15 protein-coding genes are annotated in these 16288 nt (G+C 62.5%); 12 read left to right on the top strand and 3 right to left on the bottom strand.

What is annotated here, in order from left to right:
* On the top strand, window positions 1-1509 hold the full coding sequence (gene trpE / locus GZH79_RS04830; protein ID WP_211642429.1) for an anthranilate synthase component I: 1509 nt from the start codon (window positions 1-3) through the stop codon (window positions 1507-1509).
* Here the strand turns inward: trpE and GZH79_RS04825 are convergent.
* Window positions 1506-3248: a divergent polysaccharide deacetylase family protein gene (locus tag GZH79_RS04825; RefSeq protein WP_211642427.1), complete on the bottom strand. Its 1743-nt coding sequence runs from the start codon at window positions 3246-3248 to the stop codon at window positions 1506-1508. The two genes, trpE and GZH79_RS04825, sit on opposite strands and share 4 nt — an antisense overlap.
* 135 nt (window positions 3249-3383) lie before the next feature.
* Between GZH79_RS04825 and GZH79_RS04820 the strand changes: the two genes are divergently transcribed.
* From GZH79_RS04820 to lexA, 8 genes are all read left to right on the top strand, one after another.
* Window positions 3384-3977, top strand: coding sequence for an aminodeoxychorismate/anthranilate synthase component II (locus GZH79_RS04820; RefSeq protein ID WP_211642425.1), 594 nt, complete (start codon window positions 3384-3386; stop codon window positions 3975-3977).
* Window positions 3974-4990, top strand: a complete 1017-nt coding sequence (gene trpD, locus GZH79_RS04815; protein WP_211642423.1) for an anthranilate phosphoribosyltransferase — start codon at window positions 3974-3976, stop codon at window positions 4988-4990. Before GZH79_RS04820 ends, trpD begins: the two co-directional genes overlap by 4 nt.
* A 52-nt stretch (window positions 4991-5042) precedes the next feature.
* Entirely contained in the window at window positions 5043-5627 is a 585-nt protein-coding gene (locus GZH79_RS04810) for a uracil-DNA glycosylase (protein ID WP_211642575.1), read from the top strand.
* A complete protein-coding gene (gene trpC / locus GZH79_RS04805; protein WP_211642421.1) occupies window positions 5624-6436 on the top strand; it encodes an indole-3-glycerol phosphate synthase TrpC in 813 nt (270 codons plus the stop codon). Before GZH79_RS04810 ends, trpC begins: the two co-directional genes overlap by 4 nt.
* A gap of 1 nt (window position 6437) precedes the next feature.
* Window positions 6438-6908, top strand: a complete 471-nt coding sequence (gene moaC / locus GZH79_RS04800; RefSeq protein WP_211642419.1) for a cyclic pyranopterin monophosphate synthase MoaC — start codon at window positions 6438-6440, stop codon at window positions 6906-6908.
* Window positions 6908-7804, top strand: coding sequence for a GIY-YIG nuclease family protein (locus tag GZH79_RS04795; protein WP_211642417.1), 897 nt, complete (start codon window positions 6908-6910; stop codon window positions 7802-7804). Before moaC ends, GZH79_RS04795 begins: the two co-directional genes overlap by 1 nt.
* Entirely contained in the window at window positions 7801-8973 is a 1173-nt protein-coding gene (gene glp, locus GZH79_RS04790; protein WP_211642415.1) for a gephyrin-like molybdotransferase Glp, read from the top strand. Before GZH79_RS04795 ends, glp begins: the two co-directional genes overlap by 4 nt.
* Window positions 8974-9046: 73 nt before the next feature.
* Window positions 9047-9733 (top strand): transcriptional repressor LexA, encoded by a 687-nt coding sequence (lexA, locus tag GZH79_RS04785; RefSeq protein WP_211642413.1) that lies wholly within the window; start codon window positions 9047-9049, stop codon window positions 9731-9733.
* Here lexA and GZH79_RS04780 read toward each other — a convergent pair.
* Entirely contained in the window at window positions 9727-11757 is a 2031-nt protein-coding gene (locus GZH79_RS04780; RefSeq protein ID WP_249218982.1) for a ComEC/Rec2 family competence protein, read from the bottom strand. The two genes, lexA and GZH79_RS04780, sit on opposite strands and share 7 nt — an antisense overlap.
* Before the next feature lie 117 nt (window positions 11758-11874).
* On the opposite strand from GZH79_RS04780, the gene gltX reads away from it, so the two are divergent.
* From gltX to GZH79_RS04765, 3 genes are all read left to right on the top strand, one after another.
* Window positions 11875-13278, top strand: coding sequence for a glutamate--tRNA ligase (gltX, locus tag GZH79_RS04775; protein ID WP_211642403.1), 1404 nt, complete (start codon window positions 11875-11877; stop codon window positions 13276-13278).
* 66 nt (window positions 13279-13344) lie between these two features.
* On the top strand, window positions 13345-14634 hold the full coding sequence (gene gltA / locus GZH79_RS04770; protein ID WP_211642401.1) for a citrate synthase: 1290 nt from the start codon (window positions 13345-13347) through the stop codon (window positions 14632-14634).
* On the top strand, window positions 14612-15136 hold the full coding sequence (locus tag GZH79_RS04765) for a GNAT family N-acetyltransferase (protein WP_249218981.1): 525 nt from the start codon (window positions 14612-14614) through the stop codon (window positions 15134-15136). The genes gltA and GZH79_RS04765 overlap by 23 nt, the downstream gene beginning before the upstream one ends.
* A 37-nt stretch (window positions 15137-15173) precedes the next feature.
* Here the strand turns inward: GZH79_RS04765 and GZH79_RS04760 are convergent, their stop codons facing one another.
* Entirely contained in the window at window positions 15174-16277 is a 1104-nt protein-coding gene (locus GZH79_RS04760) for an alkene reductase (protein WP_211642399.1), read from the bottom strand.
* Between the last annotated feature and the right edge of the window lie 11 nt (window positions 16278-16288).

Raw genomic sequence — 16288 nt, 5'->3', positions numbered from 1 at the left:
ATGCGACAATCGCCCGATTTCAAAACCTTTGCCGCAGGATATGACGCAGGCGCAAATCAGGTCGTCTGGACCCGGCTGTCCGCCGATCTGGATACGCCCGTATCGTTGATGCTGAAACTGGGGGACGCCGGGCTGAACAGCTTTATGCTGGAAAGCGTCACGGGCGGCGAAATCCGGGGCCGCTATTCGATCATCGGGCTGAACCCCGACCTGATCTGGGAATGCCGTGGCACAGCCAGCAAGACAAATCGGTCCGCGCGGTTCGACCCGGATGGATTTGTGGCAGACGATACCGATCCGCTGGCCGCATTGCGCGGGTTGATCGCGGAATCGCGCATCGATCTGCCCGGTGATCTGCCCGCCGCCAGTGCAGGTCTGTTTGGCTATCTGGGCTATGACATGATCCGGTTGGTCGAACACCTGCCCGACGTGAACCCCGATCCGCTGGGGCTGCCCGACGCGGTGATGATGCGGCCATCCGTGATCGCCGTGCTGGACGGGGTAAAGGGTGACGTCATTCTGGTTTCCCCTGCGTGGATCAGTCCCGACCGCAGTGCCAAAGCAGCCTATGCCCAAGCGGCAGAACGCGTGATGGAAGCCGAACGCGCGCTGACCCGCGCGGTGCCTGATCTGCGCGCATTGGCCGACCCCGCACCGGTGGCAGAGCCGCAATCAAACATCGGCCATGACGCATATATCGCGCTGGTCGAACGGGCCAAGGATTACATCCGCGCGGGCGATATCTTTCAGGTGGTGCCAAGCCAGCGCTGGGCGCAGGATTTCCCCGAACCGCCCTTTGCGCTGTATCGCAGCCTGCGGCGCACGAACCCTTCGCCTTATATGTTCTATTTCAACTTTGGCGGCTATCAGGTGATCGGCGCGTCGCCCGAAATTCTGGTGCAGGTGTCGGGCAGCCGGGTGACGATCCGTCCCATCGCAGGCACACGGCCACGTGGTGCCACTGCCGAAGAAGACGCCGCCAACGAAGCCGACCTGATGGCCGACGAAAAAGAACTGGCCGAACATCTGATGTTGCTGGATCTGGGCCGCAACGATACCGGCAAGGTCAGCAAGGTCGGCACGGTGCGCCCGACAGAAGAATTCAAGGTCGAATACTACAGCCACGTCATGCACATCGTATCGAACGTGGTGGGCGAACTGGCGGACGATCAGGACGCATTGTCCGCGTTCTTTGCGGGCATGCCCGCAGGCACCGTATCAGGCGCGCCCAAGGTCCGCGCCATGCAGATCATCGACGAACTGGAACCGGAAAAACGCGGCGTCTATGGCGGCGGTGTCGGTTATTTCAGCGCCAATGGCGACATGGATATGTGCATCGCCCTGCGGACCGCCGTGTTGCAGGATCAGACGCTTTATATTCAGGCCGGGGGCGGCGTCGTTTATGACAGCGATCCGGAAGCCGAATATCAGGAAACCGTCCACAAATCGAACGCGATCCGCAAGGCTGCCGCAGATGCGGCCATGTTCAGCACCCGCGGCAACCGCTAATCGGCTGAATTGCTGTTCGCCAACAGGGTCGCGGACAGTGGTGCCATCGCAACCTGACGTGACCGGTTCGCAGCGCCCCACAGGATCAGCGCGGACAGGGTTTCAGGCGTCAGTTGCGCCAGCAACACCACGCCATCCTGTTGTCCGGCACGGAACGCGGCCTGATCCATGAACCGTCGAATCACGCGGGCGTCCTGATCCACGTCGCTCAGGTCACGAAAGATCGTGGCGTTGGGCAGCGATTGGGCATCCGCCACATCCTGCGCGCCGCTGAACCCGCCGTCCGGCAGCAACAACCCGCGCCCGTCCGCGGCAAGTGCCCCTACCACCCGCGCGGTGGCGGGATCGGATCGGCCAAAGCCTGCGGGATCGGTCTGCACCAGTGCAATGGTTTCCGGCAAAACGTCAAAGGTTGCTTCCAGTGCCACGGAAATATCGGCAGCAGTGCCGCCTTGCGGCAGGCTTGCACGGGACGCGACCTCGATCCCGGCGGCGCGGTAGGCATCCATCAGGTCGGACACGTCGGGGCGAGACGGGTCAAGCACGATGGTCACCGGAAACGGCACCTCTGCCAGTGCGCGGGGGCCGTTCGGCACGACACCGTTGTCAATAATCACGACGCTCATCAGTGGCAGATCGGCGGGGTTGTCAAAAAAGGCCGCGTAACGTTCCAGCGGCGGGCGGTCGTCCACCGTTTGGTCCGCAGCATCGGCGGGCGCCGGCGCCGGTGTCGTCCCCGGCCTACGCACCGTCACGCCTGTGGTGTTGTCGGTCGTCGCACCGGGCGGCGTGTCGATAATTGTGACAACGGTCGGGGTGGCGGGTTCGTCGGCCCCAGAGGTGTCGGGCGCGACAGGATCGGCTGGCAGTGGGTCCGCCGCAGGTTCGTCACGGGTGGTCGGATCGACGACGGCAAGTTCCGCCGACGATGTGTCATCCGTAGCCGTATCAAGGCCGGGTTGATCGGGCGTGTCCGGATCACCAAGCGACATGTCGGGGCTGGACGCATCGGGCGTCACCCGATCCGCCGGTGTATTAAGCGTGACTGTGTCAGCGCTGTCGGTGGTCAATCCGCGCGACGCGCTGGGGGACTCTGTCGTGTCATCGTCCGGATCTGCGACAACAGGCTCTGGCGCGTCCGGCGCGTCTGCCATGTCCGGCGCGGTCATCGGCACTGCATCGGGTTGCGATGTCGTGGCGTCCGGTTCCAAGGGCGCGGGCGTATCGATGATGACGGTGACCGGGTCGTCCGTTTCCGCGTTGGCTGGCGGTGTCGCATCTTCGATCACGATGACAGGCGGCGGGGGTGCGGTCGATACCTGCACGTTTGATTCCGAATCCGGCACCGATGGGGTGATGCTTTGCGGATTGGGCAACACAGGTTCTTCGGGTGCGGTGGCGATATCGACGGAACGGCCAGACATGGGGGCTGTCGGCATGTTGTCCACGACCGTCAGATCGGGGGCAGTAGCGGGGCTGGTATCGGGCGCCGGCGCATCGGTGGGGTCCGCCGGTTCGGCCATCGCGGGTTCGTCGGCCAGACGCGGTGCGGGTTCATCCACTGACGCGGGCGGCGTTGCCGGTGTGACCGGCTGCACCGTCGAGTCGGTCTGCGTGACATCGACCTGCGGCAGCGCGGGCGGCAGGTTGCTGGCAGGCTGCGGCGCGATCAGCGACCCGGTCGCCACGGCCACACCACCGACGACGAGGCCCAAGACTGCGCCTTTGACGAATGCCATGCTGTCGTTCCTTCTTTCCTGCTTATCGGGCCTGCCCTTGACGCCTGCCTGCATCACAGCCCATATCCATGTGGACTATACCGTGCGGGTCCGCCCGGACGGTAGCCCCTAATTGACCAAAACCCCGGTGGCCACATGATCCTGCTGATCGATAATTACGACAGTTTCACCTATAACCTTGTGCATTATCTGGGTGATCTGGGTGCGCAGGTGCAGGTGCATCGCAACGACAAGATCGACACACAGGCCGCGATGGCGCTGAACCCGCAGGCGATCGTGTTGTCGCCCGGCCCGTGCGATCCCGATCAGGCGGGCATCTGCCTGTCCCTGACGCAAGCCGCGGCAGAGGCACGGATTCCCCTTCTGGGCGTCTGTCTGGGCCATCAGACCATCGGTCAAGCTTTTGGCGGCAAGGTCGTACGGGCCAAGGACATCGTTCACGGCAAGATGGGCACGATGCACCATCGCGGTCAGGGCATTTTTGCCGGCTTGCCTGATCCGTTTCTGGCGACACGCTATCACAGCCTCGTCGTCGATCCCGCCACCCTGCCCGCCAGTCTTGACGTGACAGCCCAATTGGACGACGGCACCATCATGGGGCTTCAACACCGCGATCTGCCGATCCACGGCGTGCAGTTCCACCCCGAAAGCATCCGGTCCGAACATGGTCACCGGATGTTGCAGAATTTTCTGGACCTCGCCGGGGTTGCCCCGCAGATCGCTGCATGAGCGCTGCACTGAAACCGTTGATCCACGCCGCTGCCGAAGGCCCGCTATCGCGCGCACAGGCAGAGGACGCGTTCAACATTCTGTTTAACGGCGATGCGACGCCTGCGCAGGTGGGCGGTTTCCTGATGGCGCTGCGCACACGCGGCGAAACGGTTGACGAATACGCCGCCGCCGCCGCCGTGATGCGGGCCAAATGCCTGCCCGTCGCGGCCCCTGCCGGGGCGATGGACATTGTCGGCACAGGTGGCGATGGCAAGCATACGTTGAACATTTCGACCGCGACCGCCTTTGTCGTGGCGGGTGCGGGCGTGCCGGTGGCGAAACACGGAAACCGCAACCTGTCATCGCAATCAGGCACGGCCGATGTGCAGGGGGCCATGGGCATCAATGTGATGGTCGGCCCCAAGGTGGTGGAACGCGCCCTGCGCGAGGCCGGAATCGGGTTCATGATGGCCCCGATGCATCACCCTGCGATGGCGCACGTCGGCCCCGTGCGCGCCGAATTGGGCACGCGGACGATCTTTAACATCCTTGGCCCGCTGACCAACCCTGCGGGCGTCAAACGGCAGTTGACCGGCGCCTATCGCCGCGACCTGATCCAGCCGATGGCAGAAGTACTGATGACGCTGGGGTCCGATGCCGCATGGCTGGTGCATGGATCGGACGGCACGGACGAGCTGACGATCACGGGTGTCAGCTGGGTTGCGGCACTCAAGGATGGCAGCATCACCAATCACGAAATCCGTCCAGAGGATGCGGGCCTGCCGGTGCATCCGTTTGCCGATATCGTCGGTGGCGCACCCGAACAGAACGCGGCGGCCTTTCGCGCGCTACTGGATGGCAAGCCATCGGCATACCGTGACGCGGTGCTGCTGAATGCCGCTGCAGCCCTGCTGATCGCGGACAAGGCAACCGACCTGCGCGACGGCGTTGCCCAAGCGGCGCACAGCATCGACAGCGGTGCGGCCCGCCACGCGGTCGAGACACTGGCCCGTGTCACAGCAGACGCCTGAAGGTCTGGGCCGTTGGGCCGACCTGCCGTTTTGGCGGCAGGACTGGCCCGCCATGGCCCGCGCCCTGCGGGCCGAAACGCGCCCCGTGTTTCCACCGCCCGATGCGATGTTCGCGGCCCTGCGCCGGACCCAGCCCCACGACACCCGTGTCGTCATTCTGGGGCAAGACCCCTACCACACCCCCGGCAAGGCCGACGGGCTGGCATTTTCCATTCCCGACGGGTTTGGCGGGCGGCTTGATTCGCTGGGCAATATCTTTCGTGAAATCGAAACCGATCTGGGCGGCCTCCGCACCAAGACATCACTGGACGACTGGGCCGATCAGGGCGTTCTGCTGCTGAACACCGCCCTGTCGGTGCCGCAGGGTGCGGCCAAGGCGCATGCGCGGCTGGGCTGGGACACATTGGTGCGACAGGTCATCGCACGGCTGGAGGATCGCCCCCGCGCGTTTGTCCTGTGGGGTGGTCCCGCGCAACGTTTTGCCCCAACGTCCCCGCATCATCTGGTTCTGACCGCGCCGCATCCGTCACCGCTGTCGGCACACCGGGGGTTTTTCGGGTCACGGCCATTTTCAACCGTCAACACGTGGCTTACAACCCTCGGAAATTCACCGATCGACTGGACGGATCCTTTATGACGCAGACCATTCTCGACCGCATCAAAGCCTATAAGCTGGACGAGATCGCAGCGGCCAAGGCAAAGGTGACTTTGGCCGACGTCGAGGCGCGCGCCCGCGACGCCGGACCAGTGCGCGATTTCGCGAATGCCCTGCACCGCGCGGCAAAGGATGGCTACGGTCTGATTGCCGAAGTCAAGAAAGCCAGCCCGTCAAAAGGTCTGATCCGCGCCGATTTCGATCCTGCCGCCATCGCGCAGGCCTATGCCGACGGCGGCGCTGCCTGCCTGTCGGTGCTGACGGACGGGCCGTCCTTTCAAGGTGCGCCCGACTATCTGGTGCAAGCCAGAGAAGCCTGCGACCTGCCGGTGCTGCGCAAGGATTTCATGTACGACACCTATCAGGTGGCAGAAGCCCGCGCGCTGGGGGCCGACTGCATCCTGATCATCATGGCCAGCGTCAGTGACGCACAGGCCCACGAACTGGAAGACGCCGCCGTATCCTACGGCATGGATGTGCTGGTAGAGGTCCACAACCGGGCCGAAATGGACCGGGCCGCCGATCTGGACGCCCGGCTGCTGGGCATCAACAACCGCGACCTACACACGTTCGAGACGTCGCTGGATACCACGCGCAGCCTGTGCAAACACGTGCCGGTCGGACGCACCATCGTATCCGAAAGCGGGCTGTCGCACCCGGACGAACTGGCCGATCTGGCCCGTTACGGGGCACGCACCTTTTTGATCGGGGAAACGCTGATGCGGCAGGACGACATCGAACAGGCGACCCGCGATCTGCTGGCGAACCCCTTAAAACCCGCAGGGCTGTAGCATGGCGCTGTCCCATTTCGACGGCGCCGGTCACGCCCATATGGTCGATGTGTCCGATAAACCCGAAACCGCGCGGATCGCCGTGGCCGAAGGGCATATCACCATGAACGCCGACACGCTGGCGCTGGTGACCGAAGGCCGCGCCGACAAGGGTGACGTGCTGGGCACCGCACGTCTGGCCGGGATCATGGGCGCGAAACGCTGCGCCGACCTGATCCCGTTGTGCCACCCGCTGCCGATCACCAAGGTCAGTGTCGACCTGACCCCCGACCCCGCCCTGCCCGGCGTGCGGATCAGCGCCACGGTCAAGACCACCGGCAAGACCGGCGTCGAAATGGAGGCGCTGACCGCCGTATCCGTCGCGGCCCTGACCGTTCACGACATGGTCAAGGCCGTGCAAAAGGACATGGTGATTTCGGGCATCCGTGTGACCCTGAAGGACGGCGGCAAATCCGGCCGTTTCGAGCCCTGATGGCAGAGCCCGGCCGGTCGCTGGAGATGTTCTTTATCGACGGGCGTCCCGACGGAATGCTGACGGCAGAGGTGTTCAACTGGACCGGCCACGTCCTGCGCACGCCGCGCACCCAGATCGCCAAGGCACTGGCCCGCCAGGAGTCAGGCTATACCGGCGTCTATATCCTGATCGGGGATCGTGACGGTGAACCGCTCGCCTATATCGGCGAGGCAGAGGACATGCGCCACCGGATCAAGAAACACGTCGCTGAAAAAGACTGGTGGAACGAGGCTATCCTGATCACCACCTCTGCCAACAACCTGCACAAAGCGCACGTCAAATATCTGGAATCCCGGCTGGTGGAACTGGCCAGACAGGTCGGCAATACCGCATTGGACAATGGCAATCAGCCAACCCGCAGCAGCCTGTCCGAAGCTGCAACCACCAATATGGAAGCCTTTCTTGATACGCTGGGCATGGTCCTGCCTGCGATCCGCGTCGATCTGTTCCTGACCAAAGCGCGACCTAAAACGGCAGATACGGCAATAGGGGTGATGGTGGACGATCCGCTGTTTTCGTGTGTGTTGCCAAAGCATGGCATCCACGCCACTGCACAGCTTGTAAACGGCGAAATGATCGTAAAGGCCGGTTCACAAGCACGGAAAACCTGGGTTGGAAGCGCCGGACAAAACCCCGGCTATTCAGCCCTGCATGAAAAGCTGCTGTCGCAGGGCGTTCTTTCCCTGCAAGGGGATCATGCTGTTTTTACAAGAGATTATGCATTCAACAGCCCCTCTGCCGCAGCCGCCGTTGTCACAGGCCGCTCGACGAACGGTCGCACCTTTTGGGTTCTGCCCGACGGGCGCACTTTTGCAGAATGGGAAGCCGCAACAGTCGAGGAGACAGCACCGTGATCAGCGTCAATGATGCCCTGTCTGCCCTCTTTGCGCTGGTCGAACCGCTGGATGTGGAAGAGGTACCGCTGGACGAGGCCGCAGGGCGGGTGCTGGCGCGGGATGTCGTGGCAAAGCGCACCCAGCCGCCTTTTGCCGCGTCCGCCATGGACGGCTATGCGGTGGCATCGGGACAGGCCGCACCCGGTGCAACGTTTCGCGTGATCGGGGAATCGGCAGCCGGTCATCGCTTTGCCGGCATGGTGGCCAAGGGCGATGCCGTGCGGATCTTTACCGGCGCACCCCTGCCCGACGGCACCGACCGCGTGATCATTCAAGAAGACGTCGACCGTGATGGCGATTCCATCACCCTGAGACACGATCTGGACGCTGGCTGCCACGTGCGCCCCGCCGGGGGGGATTTCGCTGCGGGCGACCCGTTGACGGCACCGCGACGGCTGGGCCCGAATGACATCGCACTACTGGCGGCGATGAACATTGCCCGTGTGCCAGTGACACGCAGGCCGATCGTGGCGATCATCGCCACTGGTGACGAGTTGGTGCAGCCGGGTGAAACCCCCGGCCTCGACCAGATCATCGCATCGAACAACCACGGACTGGCGGCGCTTTTGCGCGCCCATGGCGCGGAACCGCGTCTGTTGCCCATCGCCCGCGACACCCACGCCAGCCTTGCGCTGGCGTTTGATCTGGCGCGCGGCGCTGACCTGATCGTGACGATCGGTGGCGCCTCGGTCGGTGACCATGATCTTGTCGCGGCGGCGGCGGGCGCGCGCGGCATGGATCGCGCATTTTACAAAGTCGCGATGCGCCCCGGAAAACCGCTGATGGCCGGACGCGTTGACGGTGCCGCGATGATCGGGTTGCCCGGCAACCCGGTGTCCGCGATGGTCTGCGGCCACGTGTTCCTGTTGCCGGTGATCGCACGCATGACCGGCCTGCCCGCCGCGCCCGCACCCCGGCGCAGCGTCCGGTTAAGCCATCCGATGCCTGCCAACGGGCCGCGCGAACACTATATGCGGGCCCGCGTGGACGGGGAACAGGTGACGGTATTCGACCGGCAGGATTCGTCATTGCTGACCGTGCTGGCGCAGGCGAACGCCCTTGCCATACGCCCTGCCGACGATCCGGCACGCGCCACAGGCGACCAGATCGAGATTTTGCCGCTATGATAGCGTTGACACAAAACAAGAACAGAGGTAGAACGAAAGGGAACATCATCGTCCCTTGATCGTGAGGCCTGCCATGTTGACCAAAAAACAGCTTGATCTGTTGGAATTCATCCATAAGCGGGTGCAGCGCGATGGGGTGCCGCCCTCTTTTGACGAAATGAAAGAAGCGCTGGATCTGCGGTCGAAATCGGGCATCCACCGTCTGATTACTGCGCTGGAAGAACGCGGTTTCATCCGGCGTCTGGCGCATCGCGCGCGGGCGCTGGAAATCGTGAAACTGCCTGACGCAATGACCGCCAAAACAGGTTTCAGCCCGCGCGTGATCGACGGCGACCGCCCCGACAGCATCCCTGCTGCCGCGCAATCGGTTTCCGTGGCTGCGGTTGAACTGAACGTGATGGGCCGGATTGCCGCCGGTGTGCCGATTGCCGCCATTTCCGAAGTATCGCATTCCGTCGCCGTGCCGCAGTCGATGCTGGGCAAAGGCGAACATTACGCACTCGAGGTCAAGGGCGATTCAATGATCGACGCCGGAATCAATGACGGCGATGTGGTGGTGATCCGCGAAACTTCGACCGCGAATAACGGTGATATCGTCGTGGCGCTGGTCGAAGACCAGGAAGCAACGTTGAAACGTTTCCGCCGCAATGGATCGACTATCGCACTGGAGGCGGCAAACCCCGCCTATGAAACGCGGATGTTCCGTGACGATCAGGTCAAGGTTCAGGGGCGTCTGGTCGGATTGATCCGCACCTACTGATCCGGGCCGCTTATGACAGTCGGCATTCGCCTGTCGTCATCTTGGGCGCCCTGCGTCCACGGCCTGACACCGGATACGGACAGGGCGGTTGTGATGATCAGGCGATCGTCCGCATCCAGATCCAGCGCGACGGCACCGGTTGACCGCAGACGCAACGGATCAATGACCAGACAGGGTCGCGCGGTGGTGTCGGGAATGTTCAGAACAATGACATCGGCGCCTGCACAATCCTGCAAGGCGGCCAGACCCGTCTTGCCCCTGACCTGCAACACCTGCCACGGACCAAGATCGACCGACACGAATGCGCCATCCGTGGTGAACCCCGAACGCAAGGCCGCCACGTCCTGCGGCACCGGTGCACCGTCGTTTTCCAGCCAGATGCTTGCGACGAACCCGTCGCCAGTGGCGCGCGACATGGCCCGGCCGGACGGCGTCATTTGCCCGATCAATCCGCCTGAATCCGCAATCAGCAAGGCGGGCCGGGTCGTCTGCGTCCACAGCCCGAACGCCGCCAGCGCCACCACGGCGCCACACCAACGGGCCCGCCCGCGCCACAGGATCAGCCACAGCAAACCCAGCGTCAGCAACGGCAGAATCAGCGGTCCGGGGCTTGGGACGTAACTCAGCGCGCCATCCCAGCCGGATACGCGATCGGCCACCAGCAAGACCCAACGCAGCCCCAGCCCCATGATCCACAACCCCACCCCTTCCAGCCCCAGCGGTATCAGGCAGGCGGACAGCACTGCGGCAGGCATGATAACCGCGCCCATCAGCGGCACGCTGACCAGATTGGCAATCAAGCCATAGTGTGAAACCTGATTGAAATGCGCCGCCGCAAAAGGTGCCGTTGCAAGCCCCGCGACACCGGACGACACGATCACCCCGACCACGGGCCGCAGCCAGCGTGGTCCGATATCGCGCCCCCGCATCAGGCCAAACACCACAACCAACGCAGTCGTCGCGGCAAACGACATCTGGAATCCCGGGCCGGTCATGGCATCCGGTCGCAGAACAAGAATGGCGGTGGCCGCGAGTGCCACCGCCCGTAGCGTCAGCGCGCGACGGTCCACCAGCACCGCCAGCAGCATGACCGCCACCATGATATAGGCGCGCTGTGTGGCCACCGCCCCGCCCGACAGCGCCAGATAAAATGCACCCGCCAACAGTGCCGCCACCGCCGCCAGCTTTTTCACCGGAACGCGCAGCGCAACGGCAGGCCATAACGATAGCCCCACGCGCACCACGGCAAAGATAAACGCGGTCAACAGCCCCATGTGCAGACCCGAAATGGCCAGCAGATGCGCAAGGTTGGAGGCCCGCAGATCGTCAAGCGCGTCCTGACTGATCCCCGACCTGTCGCCGGTCATGATCGCAGCCGCAAAGGCCCCCGCGTCCCCCGGCACGCGGGATTGGACCGCTTTGGATATCGCCATCCGCAGGCGGAATATCCCCTGCGTGGCGCTTGGCTGTGGCAGGGCTGCGCGCAGTACGGGCGTGCGCGTGTAACCGACGGCCCCGATAGATTGAAACCACGCATGACGACGAAAGTCGAAACCGCCCGGTTCGGCCGGGCCACTGGGCGGCGACAGATGGCCTGTCATCATGATCCGCGCGCCGGGTTGCCAATCCGTCAATGGCTGATCACCGTGCAAAGACAGGCGCACGCGCAATGGGGTGCGATCCGGGGACAAGCGATCCATCCGGACCTGATCCAGCGTCAGCCGGACCGCATCGGATGCTGACCGGTCGATGTTCACGATCCGCCCCGCGATGGGTCCGTAATAGCGAAACCCCAGCACGGGCGCGTCGTGACGCATGGTTTCGATACGTGCCAGCCCTGCCCCGAACCCGATGCAGGCCACGGCAACGGCCAAAGGCGCCAGACCCTGCGGCAGACACCGCGCGGCCAGCAGGCACAAAAGACACAAAATGGCGACCCCGCCCCAGTGGGCAGCGGTCGGTTCAAAGCGCAGCGCAAAATATCCGCCGATCCCGATCCCAAGACAGACCGGCAGCCAAAGCATCAGACCGCCCCGTTGGGCCGACAGCGCCGCTTGCACTTGTTCTTCACCTCTTGCCACCATATCCCAAGCGGGACGCGGGCAGATTGGCCTGCACTGGTAAATGACAGGTTAATTCTCATGGCTCCGACCCCACCCGTCACCCGCTTTGCCCCTTCGCCTACGGGCGCGCTTCATATCGGCGGGGCGCGCACGGCGTTGTTCAATTGGCTGTATGCGCGCGGCCACGGCGGCACGTTCCTGTTGCGGATCGAAGACACCGACAAGGCGCGGTCCGATCCGCAGAACACCCAGATCATTCTGGACGGGCTGACATGGTTGGGTCTGGACTGGGATGGAGAGCCGACATCCCAAGCGGCCAATGCCGACCGTCATGCCGCCGTGGCGCGGCAGATGCTGGACGACGGCACGGCGTATAAATGCTTTTCCACCACCGAAGAGATCGAGGCATTTCGCGCCGCAGCCCGCGAAAACAAAACCACGACCCTGTTTCAGTCGCCGTGGCGCGACGTGCCTGACGACCAGCACCCCGATGCAGCCTATGTCGTGCGGGTCAAGGCACCGCGCGATGGCAACACGACGCTGCACGATACGGTGCAGGGCGATGTCACGTGGTCGAACGACCAGATCGACGACATGATTTTGCTGCGTAGCGACGGCAGCCCCGTCTATATGCTGGCCGTGGTGGTGGATGATCATGATATGGGCGTCACCCATGTGATCCGTGGCGATGACCATCTGGCGAACAGCTTTCGCCAGAACCTGATCTATGACGCGATGGGCTGGGACAAACCGACCCTTGCGCATATTCCGCTGATTTTCGGCCATGACGGCAAAAAGCTGTCAAAGCGGCATGGTGCGACCGCCGCTGCGGATTACCAAAAGATGGGGTTCCCGGCGGCTGGCATGCGGAACTATTTGGCCCGTCTGGGATGGAGCCATGGGGACGACGAGTTTTTCACCGATGAACAGGCAAAAGACTGGTTTGATCTGGATGGAATCGGCAAAAGCCCGGCCCGGTTTGATCTCAAAAAGCTGGAACATATCAGTGGCCAGCATATCGCGGTCATGGACGACGCAGAACTGGTTGCGGAAATTCAGGCCTATCTGGATGCAACCGGCGCGCTGCCCTTGACCGAAGGTCAGGCAGATGGGCTGCTGCGGGCCATGCCGCATCTGAAAGAACGGTCCAAAACTTTCCCCGAACTGCTTGATAAAGCATACTTTGTCCTGACCGAAGGCCCCATTTCGCCGGATGAGAAATCAGCCAAGGCGCTTGATGCTACGGCGCAGCAATATCTCTCAGAATTGACGCCGCACCTGCAAAATGTTAGGTGGGACCGCAACACGTTAGAGGAGGCGATTGCCGACTTTGCGACCGCCCGCGACACAAAGCTGGGCAAGCTTGCGGGACCGCTGCGTGCGGCTTTGGCAGGCCGGTCGGTTTCTCCCAGTGTTTTCGATATGATGATGGTTCTGGGACGCGAGACATCACTCGCACGGATCAGGGCCGCTTCGGTGTGACGGAATGTTCACCGCCATTGCCTACCCAACGTGTCACCCGGTGACGATATAAAGCAAGGAACAGCCATGACAGAGAAAAGCGCGAAGCTGACGATTGACGGCAAGGAATACGAACTTCCGATTATGACGCCGACGACCGGCCCCGATGTCATCGATATCCGCAAGCTTTACGCGCAGGCTGGTGTCTTTACCTACGATCCCGGCTTTACCTCGACCGCGTCGACCGACAGCACCATCACCTTTATCGACGGCGACAAGGGCGAATTGCTGCACCGCGGCTATCCGATCGACCAACTGGCCGCGAAATCGCACTATCTTGAAGTCTGCTACCTGCTTTTGAACGGCGAACTGCCGAACGCCGAGCAATTGGAAGAATTTGAATTCATCGTCACACATCACACGATGCTGCACGAGCAAATGATGAACTTTTTCAGGGGCTTCCGACGCGATGCGCATCCGATGGCGATCATGGTCGGCGTTGTGGGTGCGATGTCTGCATTCTATCACGACAGCACCAACATCAACGACGCCCGCCAGCGCGAAATCGCTGCGTTCCGCCTGATTGCCAAGATGCCGACGATCGCCGCGATGGCGTTCAAATACCACGTCGGCCAGCCTTTTGTGTATCCGCGCAACGATCTGGATTACGCGTCGAACTTTTTGCACATGTGCTTTAGCGTGCCGGCCGAAAACTATCAGGTCGATCCGGTGCTGGCGCGGGCGATGGACCGTATCTTTACGCTGCATGCGGACCACGAACAGAACGCATCGACATCGACCGTGCGTCTGGCGTCGTCATCGGGGGCAAACCCGTTTGCCTGCATTGCGGCTGGCATCGCCTGCCTTTGGGGCCCGGCACACGGCGGCGCCAATCAGGCCTGTCTGGAAATGCTGCGCGAAATCGGCACCGTGGACCGGATTCCCGAATACATCGCCAAGGCCAAGGACAAGGACGATCCGTTCCGCCTGATGGGTTTCGGCCACCGGGTCTATAAAAACTTTGACCCACGCGCGACCGTGATGAAAGAATCCGCGGACGAGGTGCTTGATCTGTTGGGGATAGAAAACAACGAAACATTGAAAGTCGCCAAGGCGCTGGAAAAAGCAGCACTAGAAGACCCGTATTTCGCTGAAAAGAAACTGTTCCCGAACGTCGATTTCTATTCCGGCATCATTCTGGAAGCGATGGGTTTCCCCACGTCGATGTTTACGCCGATCTTTGCGGTCAGCCGCACGATTGGCTGGGTGTCGCAGTGGCAGGAACAGCTGTCCGATCCGCAATTGAAGATCGGGCGCCCGCGCCAGCTGTATATGGGCGAAGCACCCCGCGATTATGTCGATATCGAAAACCGCTGATATGGTTCTGGTGACGGCGCGGCTTCGGCTGCGCCGCGCCACCCAAGGCGATCTGAACGATCTGTTCGCCATCTATGCTGACCCGCGCGAGATGCGCTATTGGTCCACCCTGCCCCATACCGACCGATCCGTGACGCAACAGAACCTGAACGGGATGCTGGCGCAGGATCCGCTGACCTATTTCGTGATCGAATACGGGGGCCGGGTGATCGGCTGCGCAGGCCTGTATCGTGCCGACGAAATCGGATTTCTGCTTAACCCCGATCACTGGCGACAGGGCTATGTGTCCGAAGCGATGGGCGCGATTATTCCCTATCTGTTCGATGTCACGGATGCAGCCGCGCTGACCGCGGATATCGACCCGCGCAACGTGGCTTCGGCCGCTACGCTGCGCAAACTGGGTTTTGTGGAAACGCACCGCGCCGAACGGACCTATTGCATCGGGGGCGTCTGGTCGGACAGCGCGTATTATGCCTTGCCCCGTCCGGTGCCATCCCCCTGAAAAGGGTGCCCCGCAGGGCACCCTTTGGCAGATTCGGTTATTCGGCTGCGACGTCGCTGTTCTGCAGAAACGGATAATCGATATATCCTTTGTCATCGCCGCCATAGAACGTGGCCTGATCTGGCGTGTTCATCGGCGCATCCAGATTGATGCGGCGTGGCAGGTCTGGGTTGGCGATAAACGGACGGCCAAAGGCCACAGCATCAGCGTGCCCCTGTGCAATGCTGTCCCGCGCCCGTGCGCCGTCATAGCCACCGTTGGCGATGTAAAAACCACCGAAATGACCCCGCAAAGAATCGATCTTATCCCGGCCATCTGCGTTGTCGTTACCCGGAAAGCTTTCCAGTACGTGAAGATAGGCCAGATTGCGGTCGTTCAGCATTTTGTAGATGGCACTGAAATGCGCAACCGGGTCGCTGTCGCTGATATCGTTGGCCTGCCCCAAGGGTGACAGGCGCACGCCGACCCGGCCCGGGTTCCAATGTTCGCCCACGGCGTCCAGCACCTCTTGCAGCAGGCGCATCCGGTTTTCGATGGACCCGCCGTAGTCGTCGGTCCGGTCGTTCACGCCGTCTTGCAGGAACTGATCAATCAGGTAGCCATTGGCGGCGTGCACCTCGATCCCGTCGAAACCCGCGACCTTGGCCAGACGCGCAGCTTCGCGGTAATCTTGCACGGTCTGCTTGATGCCTTCAGCGTCCAGTGCCACCGGGGCGGAACAATCCTCAAACCCGTTGGCGGTAAATGTCTGTGATTTCGCCGGTTTGTCAGTGGATGACACCGGTTGGCGGCCGCCCGGCAGGACCGATGTGTGGCTGATGCGGCCAACGTGCCACAGCTGTATCAGGATACGCCCGCCGTCGGCGTGGACGGCATCGGTAATCTCGCGCCATTTTGCGGCCTGTGCTTCGGTGTAGATACCGGGCGTATCAATGTAGCCCTTGCCCATCTCGGAAATCTGGGTCGCTTCTGTCAGGATCATGCCCGCGCTGGCGCGTTGCCGGTAGTAGGTGATGGCCATATCGGCGGGCATGCCATCGCTGTGCGCGCGGTTGCGGGTCAGCGGGGCCATCAAAATGCGGTTGGGCAGCGTTATGCTGCCCATTTCGATCGGTGTGAACAGAATGTCTTGGTCGGCCATGTCGGCGCTCC

It is taken from the genome of Loktanella sp. SALINAS62 (assembly GCF_018263905.1).
Classification (GTDB): domain Bacteria; phylum Pseudomonadota; class Alphaproteobacteria; order Rhodobacterales; family Rhodobacteraceae; genus Loktanella.
The sequence above is the reverse complement of the archived record's forward strand: the minus strand, read 5'-3'. Positions and strand labels throughout refer to the sequence as shown.